The 16,882-nt window shown below is 72.2% G+C and carries 16 protein-coding genes; 6 read left to right on the top strand and 10 right to left on the bottom strand.

The genetic code is table 11. The features are described from left to right. Window positions 1–91 precede the first annotated feature (91 nt). From ACU6WZ_RS01640 to ACU6WZ_RS01630, 3 genes are all read right to left on the bottom strand, one after another. Window positions 92–1,324, bottom strand: a complete 1,233-nt coding sequence (locus ACU6WZ_RS01640; protein ID WP_447033794.1) for an anhydro-N-acetylmuramic acid kinase — start codon at window positions 1,322–1,324, stop codon at window positions 92–94. An 8-nt stretch (window positions 1,325–1,332) separates the two neighbouring features. Continuing rightward, the gene (locus ACU6WZ_RS01635) at window positions 1,333–2,679 is read right to left on the bottom strand and encodes an MFS transporter (RefSeq protein WP_447031312.1); all 1,347 of its coding nucleotides are present in this window, start codon (window positions 2,677–2,679) and stop codon (window positions 1,333–1,335) included. Window positions 2,680–2,797: 118 nt separating this feature from the next. Further along, window positions 2,798–3,265, bottom strand: coding sequence for a cupin domain-containing protein (locus tag ACU6WZ_RS01630; protein ID WP_447031311.1), 468 nt, complete (start codon window positions 3,263–3,265; stop codon window positions 2,798–2,800). Between the two features lie 52 nt (window positions 3,266–3,317). Between ACU6WZ_RS01630 and ACU6WZ_RS01625 the strand changes: the two genes are divergently transcribed. Both ACU6WZ_RS01625 and ACU6WZ_RS01620 read left to right on the top strand, forming a co-directional pair. Next, the gene (locus ACU6WZ_RS01625) at window positions 3,318–4,289 is read left to right on the top strand and encodes a helix-turn-helix domain-containing protein (RefSeq protein ID WP_447031310.1); all 972 of its coding nucleotides are present in this window, start codon (window positions 3,318–3,320) and stop codon (window positions 4,287–4,289) included. A 34-nt stretch (window positions 4,290–4,323) separates the two neighbouring features. Continuing rightward, the gene (locus tag ACU6WZ_RS01620; protein WP_447031309.1) at window positions 4,324–4,749 is read left to right on the top strand and encodes a YchJ family protein; all 426 of its coding nucleotides are present in this window, start codon (window positions 4,324–4,326) and stop codon (window positions 4,747–4,749) included. Here ACU6WZ_RS01620 and ACU6WZ_RS01615 read toward each other — a convergent pair. The 5 genes from ACU6WZ_RS01615 to ACU6WZ_RS01595 all read right to left on the bottom strand — a co-directional run bounded on the left by ACU6WZ_RS01615 (window position 4,716) and on the right by ACU6WZ_RS01595 (window position 9,468). After that, a complete protein-coding gene (locus tag ACU6WZ_RS01615; RefSeq protein ID WP_447031308.1) occupies window positions 4,716–6,170 on the bottom strand; it encodes a glycosyltransferase 87 family protein in 1,455 nt (484 codons plus the stop codon). The genes ACU6WZ_RS01620 and ACU6WZ_RS01615 overlap by 34 nt on opposite strands. Before the next feature lie 127 nt (window positions 6,171–6,297). Continuing rightward, the gene (locus tag ACU6WZ_RS01610; protein ID WP_447031307.1) at window positions 6,298–7,011 is read right to left on the bottom strand and encodes a class I SAM-dependent methyltransferase; all 714 of its coding nucleotides are present in this window, start codon (window positions 7,009–7,011) and stop codon (window positions 6,298–6,300) included. Further along, window positions 7,008–7,712, bottom strand: a complete 705-nt coding sequence (locus ACU6WZ_RS01605; RefSeq protein ID WP_447031306.1) for a TIGR04282 family arsenosugar biosynthesis glycosyltransferase — start codon at window positions 7,710–7,712, stop codon at window positions 7,008–7,010. The genes ACU6WZ_RS01610 and ACU6WZ_RS01605 overlap by 4 nt, the downstream gene beginning before the upstream one ends. Then, on the bottom strand, window positions 7,709–8,365 hold the full coding sequence (locus tag ACU6WZ_RS01600) for a glycosyltransferase family 2 protein (protein WP_447031305.1): 657 nt from the start codon (window positions 8,363–8,365) through the stop codon (window positions 7,709–7,711). The genes ACU6WZ_RS01605 and ACU6WZ_RS01600 overlap by 4 nt, the downstream gene beginning before the upstream one ends. Window positions 8,366–8,460: 95 nt before the next feature. Continuing rightward, entirely contained in the window at window positions 8,461–9,468 is a 1,008-nt protein-coding gene (locus ACU6WZ_RS01595; RefSeq protein ID WP_447031304.1) for an NAD-dependent epimerase/dehydratase family protein, read from the bottom strand. 196 nt (window positions 9,469–9,664) lie between these two features. On the opposite strand from ACU6WZ_RS01595, the gene ACU6WZ_RS01590 reads away from it, so the two are divergent. Then, window positions 9,665–10,285, top strand: coding sequence for a DUF5819 family protein (locus tag ACU6WZ_RS01590; protein ID WP_447031303.1), 621 nt, complete (start codon window positions 9,665–9,667; stop codon window positions 10,283–10,285). Next, the gene (locus tag ACU6WZ_RS01585) at window positions 10,282–11,451 is read left to right on the top strand and encodes an HTTM domain-containing protein (protein ID WP_447031302.1); all 1,170 of its coding nucleotides are present in this window, start codon (window positions 10,282–10,284) and stop codon (window positions 11,449–11,451) included. The genes ACU6WZ_RS01590 and ACU6WZ_RS01585 overlap by 4 nt, the downstream gene beginning before the upstream one ends. Window positions 11,452–11,457: 6 nt before the next feature. Here ACU6WZ_RS01585 and ACU6WZ_RS01580 read toward each other — a convergent pair whose 3' ends face one another. Together ACU6WZ_RS01580 and ACU6WZ_RS01575 are read right to left on the bottom strand one after the other, a co-directional pair. Next, window positions 11,458–13,524 carry an MDR family MFS transporter gene (locus ACU6WZ_RS01580; protein WP_447031301.1) on the bottom strand — a complete coding sequence of 689 codons (2,067 nt, stop codon included), beginning with the start codon at window positions 13,522–13,524 and terminating at the stop codon, window positions 11,458–11,460. 84 nt (window positions 13,525–13,608) lie between these two features. Further along, the gene (locus tag ACU6WZ_RS01575; protein ID WP_447031300.1) at window positions 13,609–14,685 is read right to left on the bottom strand and encodes an ATP-dependent DNA ligase; all 1,077 of its coding nucleotides are present in this window, start codon (window positions 14,683–14,685) and stop codon (window positions 13,609–13,611) included. A gap of 85 nt (window positions 14,686–14,770) precedes the next feature. Between ACU6WZ_RS01575 and ligD the strand changes: the two genes are divergently transcribed. Together ligD and ACU6WZ_RS01565 are read left to right on the top strand one after the other, a co-directional pair. Continuing rightward, on the top strand, window positions 14,771–15,784 hold the full coding sequence (ligD, locus tag ACU6WZ_RS01570) for a non-homologous end-joining DNA ligase (protein WP_447031299.1): 1,014 nt from the start codon (window positions 14,771–14,773) through the stop codon (window positions 15,782–15,784). Next, entirely contained in the window at window positions 15,781–16,863 is a 1,083-nt protein-coding gene (locus ACU6WZ_RS01565; RefSeq protein WP_447031298.1) for an ABC-2 transporter permease, read from the top strand. Before ligD ends, ACU6WZ_RS01565 begins: the two co-directional genes overlap by 4 nt. The last annotated feature ends 19 nt before the right edge of the window (window positions 16,864–16,882 follow it).

Raw genomic sequence — 16,882 nt, 5'->3', positions numbered from 1 at the left:
GGCGACGCCCCGCTCCTGTATTCTGGGCAGAGCCCCCCACGCGGCGGGGGCCGCACAATGTCACAGGCCGGGCGCACCGCCCCCTCCGCCGCTAACCACCCGCCGCCGAGACAACGAGCCGCCCCACACGCCCCGTCACCCCTGCGCCCGGCAGCAAAACCCCCGCCCCACCCGGCGTCACCGACCCCAGCACCCGCGCGCCTCGAGCACCCGTGCACGAAGCGACCGTGCCGGCCAGACCGTGCGCGGTCAGCCACCCCAGCACCCCGAAGGCGTACGCCTCCTTCGCAGCCGACGGCAGCCCCAGCTCGTCCGACGTCCGAAGCGGTACGCCGCCCAGCTCGTCGCGCAGCTGCGTCATCAGCACCGGATTGCGGGTGCCGCCGCCGGAGGCGATCACCTCGGTGGCGCCGAACGGCCGCACCGAGTCGGCCACGGTCCTGGCCGTCAGCCGCGTCAGGGTGGCGACAACATCCTCAGCCGGCAGATCGCCGAGCCCGGCCAGTGCGGCACGCAGATAGGGCAGATGGAACAGCTCCTTGCCCGTGGTCTTCGGTGCGGGCAGCGCGTAGTACGGCTCTGCCAGCAGCCGCTCCAGCAGGGGCAGATGGACCCGCCCCCGCGCAGCCATCGCCCCGCCCGCGTCGTACGCCGCCTGCCCGCCCGTCAGCTCCCGCACCGCCGCGTCGAGCAGCGCGTTGGCCGGCCCCGTGTCGAAGGCCACGGGCTCATCACCCGACCTCCCGCAACCACAAGACGCCCCGCAAGCGCCCGACCCCCCGCAACCGCTCGACGCCACCGTCACATTGCCGATCCCGCCCAGATTCAGAGCCACCGGCACCCCTGCCCGCCCCCGCAGCCACAGCACGTCGAAGATGCTGACCAGCGGTGCGCCCTGCCCGCCCGCGGCCACGTCACGCGTCCGGAACCCGGAGACGACCGTGCGGCCGGTGGCCTCGGCGATCCAGGCCGGCTCGCCGATCTGCAGCGTGCCGTGCACCCGACCGCCCTCCACCCAGTGGTAGACGGTCTGCCCGTGCGAGGCGATCAAGTCGGCCCGTCCGTCGCACAGTTCACGGTCTGCCCGGACCGCCGCCGCCGCGAAGGCCTGCCCGATGAGCGCGTCGAGCCGGCACACGGCGGCCAGGGAGGTCGGCGCCGGCGGCAGCGCCTGCGCCAGCTCCGCCCGCAGTCCGTCGTCGTACGCCGTGCTGATCATGCCGAGCGGCGTGAGTGTCAGCGTGTCCCCGTCCAGCGCGAGGTCGGCGGCGGCCGCGTCGATGGCGTCGTACGACGTCCCCGACATCAGCCCCACCACCCGCATGCCCGCCCTCACCGCAGCACACGCTTGTGGTCGTCGCCGCGCAGGGTCAGCAGGGCCAGGACACTGACGGCGCAGGTCGCGGCGGCGTAATAGGCGGGGATGTCCACGCTGCCCGTTCGTTTGACCGTCTCGGTGATGATGAGGCCCGCGCACCCGGAGAAGACGGCATTGGACAGCGAGTACGCGAGACCGAGTCCCGTGTAGCGCACGGTTGTCGGGAACATCTCGGCCAGCATCGCCGGCCCCGGCCCCGCCATCAGCCCGACGGCCGCCCCCGCACCGAACAGCGCCGCCCCCTTCACGTAAGTGGCTACGCCCGGGTCCTGCACCAGATTCAGCAGCGGCAGCGCGAGCACGACGACCAGCAGCGCCCCGGTCAGCATCACTTTCCGCCGCCCGATGCGGTCACTGACGATGCCCGCCGGGAGGATGGGCGCGGCGAATCCGAGATTTGCCAGGACAGTGGCGATCAGCGCCTCCTGGAAAGTCGCGTTCAGCGTGCTCTGCAGATATGACGGGAGGACCACCAGGAAGGTGTAACCGGCCGCGGACCAGCCCATCAGCCGTCCGGCTCCGAGCGCGATCGCCTTGGCCGTCTCCGCGACGGGCGGCCGCACCGGCGGGGCGCTGCGCTTGCTCGCGTCGACGGCCACCGACGCGAACGCGGGTGTCTCGTCCAGGCGCAGCCGCAGCCACAGGGCGACCAGCCCGAGGGGCAGCGTCAGCAGGAAGGGCACTCGCCAACCCCACCCGTTCAGCTGCGTCTCGCTCAGGACGGTCGCGAGGAGGGCCGCCATTCCCGCGCCCCCGAGCAGGCCGAGCGCCACGGTGAACGACTGCCACGCCCCGTACCGCCCCCGCTTCCCGGGTGGCGCGAACTCGGTCATGATCGACACGGCTCCGCCGAACTCCCCTCCCGCGGAAAGGCCTTGCAGAATGCGGAGCAGCGTCAGCAGCCAGGGCGCGGCCGCGCCGATGGTGGCGTACGTCGGCAGCACACCGATCAGCGTCGTCGCACCGGTCATCAGGCAGATGACGAGAATCAGTGTGGGCCGCCTGCCGATCCGGTCCCCGACCCGCCCGAAGACGGCGGCGCCGACGGGGCGGAAGAAGAAGGCCAGGGCGAAGGAGGCGTACGTCTTGATGAGCCCCTCGACGTCGCTGCCACCGTCGGGGGTGAAGAACTGAGCGGCGATGATGGTGGCGAAATAGCCGTAGACGCCGAACTCGTACCACTCGATGAAGTTCCCCACGGACCCCGCCACGAGCGCACGGCGCGAACGGGCGGGGCGGGCGGCGTCAGGCGCGGTTCGGGGGACGGTCCCGGGAACTGGACCGGAGGCGGGTGTGGTCATGTGGCCCGAGTGTGCTGACCGCCCGGCCGCGTCACAAGACCCGTGCAGCCCCGCGCGTCACGGGGTCGTCCGCCCCGCCGTCATCCGCCCCCCCGTCGACCGCCCTGCCCGCATCCGCTCAGAGCGCGTGTCCCGTGGTCGCGTCCACATGCGCCGGTACGGAACCCTCGTGGCGGTCGCCCACGGTCGATGTGCCGGTCGGCTCGAACAGGAGCAGGGAGGCCCCACCGGCCGAGGACGGCTTGTGCTCGGTGCCGCGCGGGACGACGAACACCGACCCGGTGGCCAGGACCACGGACCGCTCCCAGACCTTCGCACCGCCCTCCGGGCTCTTCCCGCGCAGGGCGATGGTCAGCTCACCGTCGAGCACCTGGAAGAACTCGTCCGTGTCGTCGTGGGTGTGCCACAGGTGCTCCCCGAGCACCTTGGCGACTCGTACGTCGTAGTCGTTGACGCGGGTCACGATGCGCGGGCTCCACAGTGCGTCGAAGGAGCCGAGGGCATCGGTGAGGGCGATCGGCTCGGACGCCTGGTTGTCCTGTTGCTGCGAGTGCTGCTTCTCCGGGTTCTGCTGCTTCGAGGCCATGATCCGATCCTCGCCCCCGTCCGCCGGCTCGCGCGAGTGCTATAAATCGCACATGACGCAAGGATCCTCGCACCCGCACCGGGTCGTCGTGATCGTCGACGAGAACTCGAACCCCTTCGAGCTCGGTTGCGCGACCGAGGTCTTCGGCCTGCGCCGCCCCGAAATCGGCCGCGACCTCTACGACTTCGCCCTGTGTTCCCCGCAGCCCCGCACGCTGATGCGGGACGGTTTCTTCACGCTCACGGGGGTGGGCGGCCTGGAGCGGGCAGACAGCGCCGACACCCTGATCGTGCCCAACCGGCCCGACACCGACGTGCCCCGCCGCCCGGCCGTACTCGACGCCGTCCGGCGGGCGCACGCGCGTGGTGCCCGGCTGATGGGCTTGTGCAGCGGCGCGTTCACGCTGGCCGAGGCGGGGGTGCTCGACGGGCGCAGAGCCACGGCGCACTGGCAGTGGGCGGACAGCTTCCGGGCGCGTTTCCCCTCTGTGCGGCTCGAACCGGACGTGCTGTTCGTCGACGACGGAGACATCCTCACCGCGGCGGGCAGTGCCGCAGCCCTCGACCTCGGTCTGCACGTGGTACGCCGCGACCACGGCGCGGAGATCGCGGCAGCGGTGAGCCGTCGCCTGGTCTTCGCCGTCCACCGCGACGGCGGCCAGCGTCAGTTCGTCGAGCAGCCGCTGCCCACCGCCACGGACACCTCGATCGGCCCGCTCCTTCAGTGGGCCCGGCAGCGGCTCGCCGGCCCGCTGAGCGTGGTCGGACTGGCCGCACAGGCAGCAGTCAGCCCGGCCACGCTGCACCGGCGCTTCCGCGCGCAACTCGGCACCACCCCCCTGGCCTGGCTCACCGCCGAGCGCGTGGTGCTGGCCTGCCGCCTGATGGAGCGTGGGGAGGCGGGGACCGAAGCGGTGGCCCGGGCGAGCGGGCTGGGCACGGCGGCGAACCTCCGCGTCCAGCTCCGCCGCAGCACGGGCCTTACCCCGGGCGCGTACCGCGAACGCTTCACGTCGGCCGGCTGACGGTTTCTTCCGCCGACCCCGGCACAATGGCGCCATGGCCCGACGCACTTCACGACCCGTACCGCTCACCGCCGCCTCGCCCTGCCCCTGCGGCCTGGCCGCCGCCTACGGGGAATGCTGCGGGCGTTTCCACTCAGCCGCTGCCGCCGCGCCCACCGCCGAGCTCCTGATGCGCTCCCGGTACAGCGCCTTCGCCGCCCAGGACGCCGGGTACCTGCTGCGCACCTGGCACCCAGACACCAGGCCGCCGGAGATCGACTTCGACGCGGGCATGCGCTGGCAGGGCCTGGACGTCCTGGCCACCACCGGGGGCAGCGTCTTCCACACCACGGGTACGGTCACCTTCCGCGCCCACTACACCCACCGGGGCGAGCCCGGCGAACTTCACGAGCACAGCCGCTTCGTGCGGCACGAGGGCGCCTGGGTCTACCTCGACGCGGCCGAGCCCGAGGCCTCCTGACGGTGCGGCCCCTCCTCGCCTGCCCCCGCAACCCCGGCTGGCCACCGGCGGCGTACGGCCCACCCGGCCACCACGACCACGGCGGCGATCGCGTACGCCGTCGTGCTCGCGCCGTCCCGCTCGTCGAAGGCACGTGAGGTCACGTACGCGCCCGCGCCGGCCAGCGCGACGCCCAACCACTCCCAGCGGCCGTCCAGCGCCACCAGGGCGACCAGCAGCAGCGCGTACCACGAGTACTCCGGTGTCATGAGCAAGAACGCGGTCCCGGTCACCAGCAGCGCCCCCCGCCAGGGCTGTTCGGGGTCGCCCCGCCGCAGGACGTGGATCACGAGCGCTGCCAGGACCACGGCCACCGCGGGCAGGGCCCAGGAATCGGGCATCAGCAGACGCAGCACGCCGTAGCGGTTGTCGGCGTCGGCGGCGTCGTAGCCCTCCTCCTCGACGTAACCGCCGAGATAGCCGAACACCGACTCCCGTGAGGCCAGGACGTACGGCAGATAGGCCAGCCCCACGACGCCGGCGGCCGGCAGCAGCACCGCTGCCATCCGGGCCCACAGCCACTGCCGGGGCCTGCCGGCCAGTACGCCCGACAGCGCGCCCGGCAGCACCACCGCTGGCATCAGCTTGACCGCCGTCGCCGCGCCGAGCAGCGCCCCGCCCGCGACCCGGCGGTGCACCACGACTCCCAGCCCGGCCACGGCGAGCAGTACGCCGAGGACATCGGCGTGGGCGTTGTTCACCGCCTCGATGGGCACGACGGGGCACCACGCCCAGTACGCGGCGTTCCGGGGATCACCGCCCCGGCGCCTGATCACCAGCAGCAGCACCCCGGTCACGCCGAGGGAAAGCACGGCCCCGCCCACCTGCAACGCCTTGTGGCGGACCGTGTCCGGGGACAGCGCGTGCACGAGGAGGAAGTACCCCTCGGAGACCGGCGGGTAGATGGTGTGCGCGTTCGGTCGGTTCAGCCGCGTGCACCTGCGGTCCTCGCCGGTCGCCGACTTGCGGCCGATGCGCGCACGGTCGGGCCCCGCGCAGTCGGCGCCGGCCGGGAAGAGCCAGGGGTCCCGCAGCTCGGTGAGCGCACGGTCGGCGGGAGCGTGGTCGTACGGGGAGATCCCGGCGGCCTGCACGCGGCCGTCCCACGCGTACCGGTAGGAATCCGTGCTGGTACGCGGCGGAGCGGCCAGCCCGGTGGCCGTCACCGCGATCCCGCCGGCCACGACCAGCAGCAGGACGCTGCGGGCCGGGACCTTGCGCACGGCCCAGGCCGCCGCGGCGAACAGCAGCCACGCCCCGGCGTACCACCAGGAGAGGCCGCCGGGATCGGTGAAGAAGGTGTCGGTGCGGATCGTGAGGGTGAGGACGACGGTCAGCGCGATGAGCAGGGCTGCGGTGAGTGCGGTACGGGCGTTGATCACACGTCCCAGCGTGGCAGCCGGATCCGGCCGGTGGGCCGCCGAACCACCGATGTCCGCGTTTCGTAAGGCCTGTCCTCAATCGCCGGACAGGCTGGAGATCGCCATGCCGCGGTGACGGCCGAAGGGCTCACCCCCGCCGAACCAACCGCACAAAGCCCCGTCCGCCCGCAGCCGTCCACTCCTCCTCCGCCGTCCACCCCGTCGCCCCCGCGTACTCGCGCAGCGCCGCCGGGCCCACCCTGGCCCAGGGGAACGACGCGCCCCGCGTGCCCCTGCCGTCGTCCACCCGGACCTGCACCCGTTCGTCGACGTCGGCCGGGGCCGTCTCCGCGAGCAGTACACCGCGCGGGGTCACCGTCTGTGCCACTCGTTCGAGGAGGGCGCGCGGATCGCCGCCGATGCCGATGTTGCCGTCGACCAGCAGCGCCGTGTCCCAATGGCCCTCGTCCGGTACCGAGTCGAAGACCGACCCGCAGACCGCCGCACCGCCCGCCCGCTCCGTACGGTCCACCGCGGCCGGGCTCACGTCGATGCCCAGTGCCGGATGCCCGAGCGCGGTCAGGCCCGCGACCAGCCGTCCGGGGCCGCAGCCGATGTCGAGCACAGTACCCCGGCACCGTTTCAGGACCGTCATGTCGGCGCTGTCCGGCCCGGCGCACCACCGTTCCACGTCCAGTGGCAGCAGCCAGCCGTCCGGGCGGCGCAGGAACAGCGGGCCGCGCCCCGTGCGCAGCGCCTGCGTATAGGGATCGGCCCGCCAGGCCGGCCCCGCACCCGTCGTTCCCGTCCCCGTCCCCGCCCCTGCCCCCGTCCCCGTAGTCCCCGTCGCCACCGTCGTCATCGTCCGGCCCCCGCCCCGGCCGACAGCGCGGCCAGCTCCGCGGCGAACCGGCTGCGCGGCGCCTCCGCAGCCACCAGCGTCGCGTCGTGCGCGGTGTCGACGTCGCGTAGCAGCGGCAGGTCCCGCACCACGAGCCCCGCGTCGGTCAGGCGTTGGCGCTGTACGGCCCCGGTCTCCGGTACGGACATCGGCACTCCGCGCAGCAGCGCCGGATCCGGGGCCGCGAGCCCCAGCGCCCAGAAGCCGCCGTCGACGGCGGGCCCGAACCACGCGTCGCAGTCCCGCCAGGCGTCCGGTGCCAGCGCGGGCGCCAGCAGCTCCGGGGTGACCTGCGGGGTGTCCATGCCGACGAGGACCGCCGGACCGCAGTCCGCGCACATCCCGAAGGCCGCAGCGAGCCTCTCGTCGAGCCCGCCCGCGCACTGCGGCACCACCTCGAAGCCCGGCGGCAGCCATGGGCCGGGCTCCCCGGCCAGGACCAGCACCCGGCGCAGAACCGGGGCGGCGAGCACCGCGTCCAGGGTGTCGGCGAGCGAGGCGGCGGCGAGGCGGGCCGCGTCGGCCGGGCTGAACGGCGGGGTCAGCCGTGTCTTGACCCGACCGGGCACCGGCTCCTTGGCGATGACGAGCAGCGTGGTTGTCGGATGTGCGCGCGTCGGTTGTGCGGGCGCCGGTTGTGCGGCCGTCGGCCGTGTGGTCATCGGACGTCACCACCCGCCGTCGCCAGCACCCGCCGCATGTCGTGCACCGCGTGCCAGGTGCCCCGCCAGGTGCCGGTCACCTTGGATTTGCCGGACCTCGGCAGGTATGGAACGTCCTCCTCCCGCACCCGCCACCCCGCGTCCGCGGCCCGCACCACCATCTGCAGCGGATAGCCGCTGCGCCGGTCTGTCAGCCCGAGCCCCAGCAGCGCCTCACGCCGGGCGGCCCGCATCGGCCCGAGGTCACGCAGCCGCAGCCCCGTACGCCGGTGCAGCATGCTCGTCAACGCGAGATTGCCGGCCCGGGCGTGCAGCGGCCAGGCGCCCCGGGACTGCGGCCGGCGCCGCCCGAGGACCAGATCGGCGTCCCCGTCGGCCACCTGACGGACGAAGCCGGTGAGCAGTCCGGGGTCGAGCGAGGCATCGCAGTCGCAGAAGCAGACGAACTCCGACTTGGCCGCCAGCAGTCCCGCATGGCAGGCCGCGCCGAAGCCGCGCCGCGGCTCGCGCACGACGGTGGCGCCGAGCTCCCGGGCGATGTCCGCCGAACCGTCGCTCGAACCGTTGTCCACGACCACGGCACGCCAGCCGTCCGGGATGCGCGCCAGCACCCAGGGCAGCGCCGCCGCCTCGTCGAGACACGGCAGGACCACATCGACCGAACCCGAACCCGAACCCGAACCCGAGCCCGGACCCGAGCCCGGACCCGAGCCCGGACCCGAAGCCCCCTCCCCGCCGCCCGCCCCGTTCACGCCGCACCCGCGAACTCGGTCATGCCGTCCGTGAAGGAGACCCCGGGTTTCCAGCCGAGCTCCGAGCGCAGCCGCGCCGAGTCGGCGGTGATGTGCCGTACGTCGCCGAGCCGGTACTCGCCGGTGACCACCGGCGCGGGCCCGCCGTGCGCCGTCGCCAGCGCAGTCGCCATCTCGCCGACCGTGTGCGGAACCCCGCTGCCCGCGTTGAACGCGCTCAACGCCCCCGGCCGGCGGCTTCCCACCGCCCGCAGCGCCGCCATGTTCGCGTCGGCGACATCCCGCACATGGACGAAGTCCCGGCGCTGACGGCCGTCCTCGAAGACCCGTGGCGCCTCACCCCGGGCGAGCGCCGACCGGAAGAAGGAGGCGACCCCGGCGTAAGGGGTGTCGCGGGGCATCCCCGGCCCGTAGACGTTGTGGTAGCGCAGCGACACCGCGCGTCCGCCGGTCGCCCGCGCCCAGGCAGCGGCCAGATGCTCCTGCGCCAGCTTCGTCGTCGCGTACACGTTGCGTGGATCGGACGGCGCGTCCTCACTCACCAGCCCCGGACTCAGCTCTTCGCCGCACTGCGGGCAGCCGGGCTCGAAACGTCCCGCTTCGAGATCGGACACCGCGCGCGGTCCCGGCCTGACCGTGCCGTGCCGGGGACAGTCGTAGCGCCCCTCGCCGTAGACCACCATCGACCCGGCCAGTACGAGATCCGCCACGCCCGCCCGGGCCATGGCGGCGAGCAGCACCGCCGTCCCGAGGTCGTTGTGGCAGACGTAGTCGGGAGCGTCGGCGAAGTCCTGGCCCAGTCCGACCATCGCGGCCTGGTGGCAGACCGCGTCGACGCCGCGCAGCGCACGCTCCACCCCCGCCCCGTCCCTGACATCGCCGGACACTCCTCCCGGGCCGGCCCGCCGCAGATCCAGCACGACAGGTTCATGGCCGCCCGAAGCGAGAGCGGTGACGATGTGCGAGCCGATGAAGCCCGCGCCTCCTGTGACTAGTACGCGCATGCTCTCGACGCTACGGGCCCGGGCACCGCCCGTCGGCCCCACACGCCATGACGTCACAGGTCCGTAAGGGTCTGTCACCCGCCCAGAGGGTGTCAGGGAGGTGTCCGGGAGGTGTCCGAAGGCCGGGCGGAGAGGGCCGGGGGCGATGGATACCCTGGGCCCGTTGTGATCCGAGGGCACCATGAGGAGAACGAGCGTGGCCGAGTCCGCCATAGCGCCGCCCGACCCACTCGCTCCCCGAGGCACGCCGCTCGGAGCTTCGCGGCGCGGAGTCGTCCGGTGGTTCACGGCTCTGGTCGCAGGGCTCGCACTCGTCCACGCGAGCATGCTGCTGCTCTACGTCGCCAAGGACTTCCCGCGCTCCGAGGCCTACGCCGAACAGGTCAACGGGTGGATGCGGCCGCTCTTCCCCCAGGACTGGAGCATCTTCGCCCCGGAGCCCGCCAGGTTCAATCAGCATCTCGAAGTGCGCGTCAACGACGGCGGGAAGTTCGGCGGGTGGATCGACCTCACCGCGCACGACAACGCGGCGTACCGCGGTGAGCTGCTCCCCAGCATCGAGGACCAGCTGGTCCTGCGCCGGGCGATCTCCCAGTACCGGTCGAACGTGGCGCGCGACAAAGCCGCCGACGCCACCGGCCGTTCGGCGCGCTACCTGCTCAACGTGATAGTGGTCCGGCTCGACGACATGGGCCACGACCGGGGGCAGGCCGTCCAACTCCGCCTCAAAAGCACCCGTATCCCCGCGCCCGGATCCAGCGCCGCCGCCACGCGCCCGCAGTATCAGACCCTCGGATACTGGAAGGTCCGCTCATGACCGTACGCGCAGCCCTCACCCTCGGCCGGGACTCCGCGGGCTCTCTCGGACGCCAAGCGAGCGCCGCCGCGCGCGATCTGACCCTTCGGCCCCTCGCCCCGTACAGCGCCGCCGCCATCCGTATCGGTCTCGGCGGCCTCTACCTGATCCACCTGCTGCGTGAGTCGGTACGCGCCGACCGCCTCTGGGGGCCGGGCTCTCCCTTCACCCCGGAGCTGTTCGCCCGGACCCTTGAGGCGCGCGGCTGGGACGGCGTCTTCTCCTGGTGGTACGGGCTTCTCGCCACCGACAGCGCTCTCGTCTTCTGGGCCTGGTACGCGCTGGCGGTCGCGGCCAGCGCGCTGCTGATGCTCGGCTGGCGCACCCGGGCCACGACCGTGGTGTTCTGGTTCCTCGTCGTGGCCTTCTACATCCGGGGATCCATGGCCAACAGCGGCTGGGCGCTGCTGAGTCTGCTGTTCGCCAACTTCCTGCTCTTCGTGGCGTCCGGCCGTTACTGGTCACTCGACGCCCGCCGCCGCGCCCGCAAGGCGAAGCGCGCGAACACGGACACCGACACGGACACCGACAGGGGTACGGACGCGTCCGCGTCGAGGTTCGTCTTCTGGGGAGCCGAGACCGAGGAGCTGCGCCGGCGCCTGGTCACCGTGCTGCACAACGCCGGCCTGGGGATGATCGCGCTCCAGGTCATGGTCATCTACGGGTCCGCGGCCATGTACAAGATCCAGGGCGAGTCCTGGCGCAACGGCACGGCCCTGTACTACTCGATGATGTACGACGACTTCTCGACCTTCCCCGAGCTGTCGGCCTGGGTCGCGAGCAACGGCACCTTCGCCGCGCTGATGGCGTACGTGACGGTCTTCTCGCAGATGCTGTTCCCCGCGCTGGTGTTCAACCGGCGGCTCAAGTACTGCATCCTCGTCGTCATGCTCGCCACCCACATCGGCATCGGCCTGCTCATGGCCCTGCCGATGTTCTCCGCCATCACGATCGTCGGCGACCTGGTGTTCCTGCCGACCACGTTCTGGCTGGCCGCCACCCGGCTGGTGCGTACGGCGCGGGCGCCGAAGACCGAACCGGGACCGCGGCTGCCGTCGCCACGCGACAACGCCGACAACGCCGACGACGACCTGACGAAGGTCACCGAGGTCGGTACAACGGCGTAGCGGCCCTCAGCGGGCAGCCGGCAGGCCCTGCGCCAGGTCCTCGGCGAGCAGCTGCTTGGCGATCGTGTCGACGGCGGCCCGCATGTCCCGGTCACCGGGCCGCCCGCCCGGCCGCCCGCCGTCCGTCTCCATTTCCAGCTGTTCGCCGAGCCACCGCGACCACGCGGCCCCGATCACCTCGGCCTCGCGGGCACCGGCAGGGGTGTGCGACAGCAGGCTGCCGTCGCGGGTGACATAGCCCTCGTCCACCATCCGGTCGAACACCGGCAGCAGGACCTCGGGCGGGATATTGCGGCGGGCGGCGATCAGGCCGAGGCTGGCATGACCGACCAACCGGGTGAACAGCGCCACCTGCATCACCGCCCAGGCGCCCGCGATGTCCAGGCGGGTGTCGGAGCCCATGATGATCCGCCGGTCGGTGTCCCGGCCCTTGGTGTGCAGCACCTGCGCGACGGACAGCTCCAGCAGCTTGGTGGAGTCGCCCGCCGTGGTGGGGGATCCGAATCCCTCGCCCATGTCGGTCGAGCCGGCGCGGGCGGTGTCGCGCAGCTTGACCTGCTTGAGGAACAGCGCCACCACGAAGCCGATCGCCGCGACCGGGACGGTCCACAGGAACACCGTGTGCAGCGAGTCGGCGTACGCCTGGATGATCGGATCCCCCTGCTCCGGCGGCAGCGCGTGCACCCCCTGCGGGTTGCGGGCGGCCCGTGCGAGCGCGGCGGGGTCCACCCCGCCAGCCCGGGCCGCCTCGGCGATTCCCGCGTCGAGGTTGAGCCGGAGCGAGTTGGCGTAGATGGTGCCGAAGACCGCCGTGCCGAAGGACATGCCGAGCGAACGGAAGAAGGTGACGCCTGAGGTGGCCGTGCCGAGGTCCGCGTACTCCACGGTGTTCTGCACGGCGATCGTCAGGACCTGCATGCCCAGGCCGATGCCGACGCCGAGCACGAACATGTACAGCGACCCCAGCCAGACCCCCGACTCCGTGTCCATCAGCGACAGCAGGAACAGACCGATACCCATCACCAGGGAACCGGCGATGGGGAAGATCCGGTAATGGCCCGTCCTGCTGACGACACTTCCGCTGTAGACCGACGCGATGAGCAGACCGGCCACCATGGGCAGCGTGCGGATGCCCGAAGTGGTCGCGGAGTCCCCGTCGACGTACTGGAGATACGTCGGCAGGAACGTCATCGCCCCGAGCATCGCGAAGCCCACCACGAAGCTGAGGACCGAGCAGACGGTGAACACCGGATTGGAGAACAGCCGCATCGGCAGCATCGGCTCGACGGCGCGGGTCTCCACCAGGCAGAACAGGGCGAGCGCGATCAAGCCCGTCGCGAAGAGACCGATGATGACGCCCGAGCCCCAGCCGTACTCGTTGCCGCCCCAGCTCGTAGCCAGGATCAGGGCGGCGGCACCGGCCGCGACGAGCGCGATGCCGAGATAGTCGATGACGGGGCGGACGGCGGAGCGTACGGACGGAATGTTGCGGGCGGCGGCGACGACGACGGCGATCGCGATCGGCACGTTGACGTAGAACGCCCAGCGCCACGTCAAATGGTCGGTGAACAGGCCGCCCAGCAGCGGCCCGACCACGGTGGCCACCCCGAAGACCGCTCCGATGGCGCCCTGGTACTTGCCGCGCTCGCGCAGCGGGATCACATCGGCGATCAGGGCCATCGAGGTGACCATGAGGCCGCCCGCGCCGACGCCCTGCAGCGCGCGCCAGACGATCAGCAGCGTCATGTTGGCGGACAGCCCGCACAGGAACGAGCCGGTGATGAAAATGACGGCCGAGATCTGGAAGATCAGCTTTCGGCCGAAGAGGTCACCGAACTTGCCGACCAGGACGGTCGCGACGGTCTCGGCCAGCAGATAGGCGGTCACCACCCACGACATGTGCTCCGCGCCGCCGAGTTCCGAGACGATCGTCGGCAGCGCGGTGCCGACGATCGTCTGGTCCAGCGCGGCCAGCAGCACACCCAGCAGGACGGTCCCGAAGACGATGTTGCGCTGCCGCCGGTCGAGGACGGGCGGGGCGGGAGCCGGGCCTGCCTTGCTGCTGGTGCTCACCCCTGCACCCTCACACCGGGCTTGCCGGGTCGCATGCGGGAGCCGCCCGTAAGGACGGTCCCGGCCCGGTGGCGGACGGCGGAGTTACGGCGCCCCGAAGACATCCGCGAGGTCGTAGCAGACCGGCTCCTCCAACTGGGCGTACGTACAGCTCTCCGGCGTACGGTCCTCGCGCCAGCGGCGGAACCTCGCGGTGTGCCGGAACCGGTCGCCCTCCATGTGGTCGTACGCGACCTCGCACACCCGCTCCGGCCGCAGTGCCACCCACGACAGGTCCTTCCTGCCCGACCAGCGGCTCGGCGCGCCCGGCATCCGGGCGCCCTCGTGCGCGGACTCCTCGGCCCAGGCCGCCCAAGGGTGCTCGTGGAGTTCGTCCGGCCCCAGGCGCAGGGGCTCCAGCTCCTCGATCAGCTCCTTGCGCCGGCGCATCGTGAAGGCCGCGCACACCCCCACATGCTGGAGCGCGCCCGTGTCGTCGTGCAGGCCGAGCAGCAGCGAGCCGACGACCGGTCCGCTCTTGTGCAGCCGGTACCCGGCGACGACACAGTCCGCCGTGCGCTCATGCTTGATCTTGTACATCAGCCGGGTGTCCTGCCGATACGGCATCGACTCGGGCTTGGCGACCACACCGTCGAGCCCCGCGCCCTCGTAACGCTCGAACCACTCCCTGGCCACCTCGATGTCCCCCGTCGCGGGCGCCAGATGAACGGGCGGCCGCACTCCTTCGAGCACCCCGGCCAGGGCGCTGCGCCGGTACACGAACGGGGCGTCGAGCAGCGACTCGTCCTCCAGCGCCAGCAGGTCGAAGGCGACGAACGACGCGGGCGTGCGTTCGGCCAGCATCCGCACCCGGGACTGCGCCGGGTGGATGCGCTCGCTGAGCCGGTCGAAGTCCAGCCGCCCCTCGTGGACGATCACGATCTCGCCGTCCACGACACACCGGCCGGGCAGCGTCGCGCGCAGCGACTCGACCAGCTCCGGGAAGTACCGGGCCAGCGACTTTCCCGTCCTGCTGCCGATCTCCACCTCGTCGCCGTCCCGGTGCACGATCGCCCGGAAACCGTCCCATTTGGCCTCGTAACTCATGCCGGGCCCGGGTGGGATGGCGGCCACGGCCTTGGCCAGCATCGGTTTCACGGGCGGCATCACCGGCAGATCCATGGCTCGATTCTGCGGTTCTTCCCGGTGGCTCGCCCGTCATGGTCCCGGTATGCGCCGAAAGCCCGACCGGCTTAGCGTGGCGGGCATGGGTGAAGCGGTGGAGCTCCAGGCCGGAGAGCGGACGGTACGGCTGTCCAGCCCCGACAAGATCTACTTTCCCGAGCGCGGCTACACCAAGTGGGACGTGGCCCAGTACTACCTGGCCGTCGGCGACGGGATCACCCGCGCGCTGCGCGACCGCCCGACCACCCTGCAGCGTTTCCCCGAGGGCGTCGGGGGCGAGTCCTTCTTCCAAAAACGCGTCCCCAAGAACCTGCCCGACTGGATTCCCACCGCCCGGATCGCCTTCCCCAGCGGGCGCACCGCCGACGAGATGTGCCCCACCGAGACCGCCGCCGTGCTGTGGGCCGCGAACCTCGGCTGCCTCACCTTCCACCCCTGGCCGGTACGGCGCGCCGCCACCGAACACCCCGACGAGCTCCGCATCGACCTGGACCCACAGCCCGGCACCGACTACGCGGACGCGGTCAGGACCGCCCACGAACTGCACGCGTTCCTCGACGAGCAGGGCCTGCGCGGCTGGCCCAAGACGTCCGGTGGCCGGGGCCTGCACGTGTTCGTGCCGATCGAGCCCCGCTGGACCTTCACCGAGGTACGACGCTGCGCCATCGCCGTCGGCCGCGAACTCGAACGCCGGATGCCGGGGCGCGTCACCACCGCCTGGTGGAAGGAGGAGCGCGGTGAGCGGATCTTCGTCGACTACAACCAGACCGCCCGCGACCGCACCATCGCCTCCGCCTACTCCGTCCGCCCGCACCCGCACGCTCCGGTCTCCGCGCCGCTGACCTGGGACGAACTGGACGAAGCGGAACCCCTCGACTTCGACCTGGCCACCATGCCGGCCCGGTTCGCCGAACTCGGCGACGTACACGCCGACATGGACGACCACGCCTTCGGCCTGGAGGGGCTGCTGGAACTCGCGGCCCGGGACGAGAGCGACCGCGGGCATGGCGACATGCCGTACCCGCCGGACTACCCGAAGATGCCGGGCGAACCGAAACGGGTCTCGCCGAGCCGGGCGAAGCACGAGGAGACGTGAGCGCCGGTGGACACGCGCGCACGCCGACGCGCGCTGAACGGTGGGCCGCGTTCGAGGAGTCGCCGTTCCTGCCCGCCCTGGTGCTGGTCTTCATCCTCGCGGCAGCCGCCGGTCTGTTCGCCGGGTCCTACACGTACAGCATGGCCAGTCCCACCCCGCACCGGATCCCCACCGCAGTCGTCGGCGACGCCGCCGCGCCGCACGGCCGGGCCTTCATCGCCGGCATGGACAAGGCGCTGGGCTCCTCACTCGCCCTGACCCCCTACCGCACGTCCGCGGCCGCGCGCAACGCGCTCAACGAGCAGCAGGAGTTCGCGATCCTGCGGATCAAGGACAGCCCGCGCGCCGGCGTTGAGCTCGACGTGGCGGGCGCGGCGGGGTCCTCCGTCGCGCAGGTACTCGCCCAGTCCGCCGCGAAGGTGGGATCCGCGGCCGGTGTGCCGGTCGAGGTCAGGGACATCAAGCCGCTCCAGAAGGGCGATCCCCGGGGCCTCGCGCTCTTCTACATCTCGCTGGCCGCGGTGATCATCGGCTTCGTCGGCGCCATCCAGCTCAGCGTGCACGCCCGCGCCCTGAACCCGGCCGAGCGCATCGCCTTCACCGCCGCCTACGCGCTCCTCGGCGCGTTCGCGATCGCCGCCGTCGTGGACTGGCTGCTGGGGGCGCTCGATCTGCCGTTCGTCGAATCGTGGCTGATCCTGGCGCTGACCATGTTCACCTCTGGCATGGTCTTCACGATGTTCAACACCCTTATGGGACGCTGGGCGATGCTGCCCACCTGGGGCCTGATGGTGCTCCTCGGCAACCCGTCGTCGGGCGGCGCGGTGTCCTGGCCGCTGCTGCCGTCCGTACTCGGCCACATCGGCCGCTGGCTGCCGCCGGGCGCCTCGGTCAACGCGCAGCACACGGCCGTCTACTTCCAGGGGCACCAGCACGCGCTGCCGTTCGCGGTGCTTGCCGCCTGGTCCCTGGTGTCCTGCACGGTTTTCTGGACGTACCGCCACCGTCATCCGGGCGGCCGCGACCACGCGCCTGCGCACGCGGCCGCTGGGGCGGGGGGACGACCGGACAAGCTGTAGAGCCCCGGCTCTTTCGGGT

Source organism: Streptomyces hypolithicus, from assembly GCF_052934925.1.
Note: the sequence above shows the minus strand (reverse complement) of the source record. Positions and strands in the feature narration are given on the sequence as shown.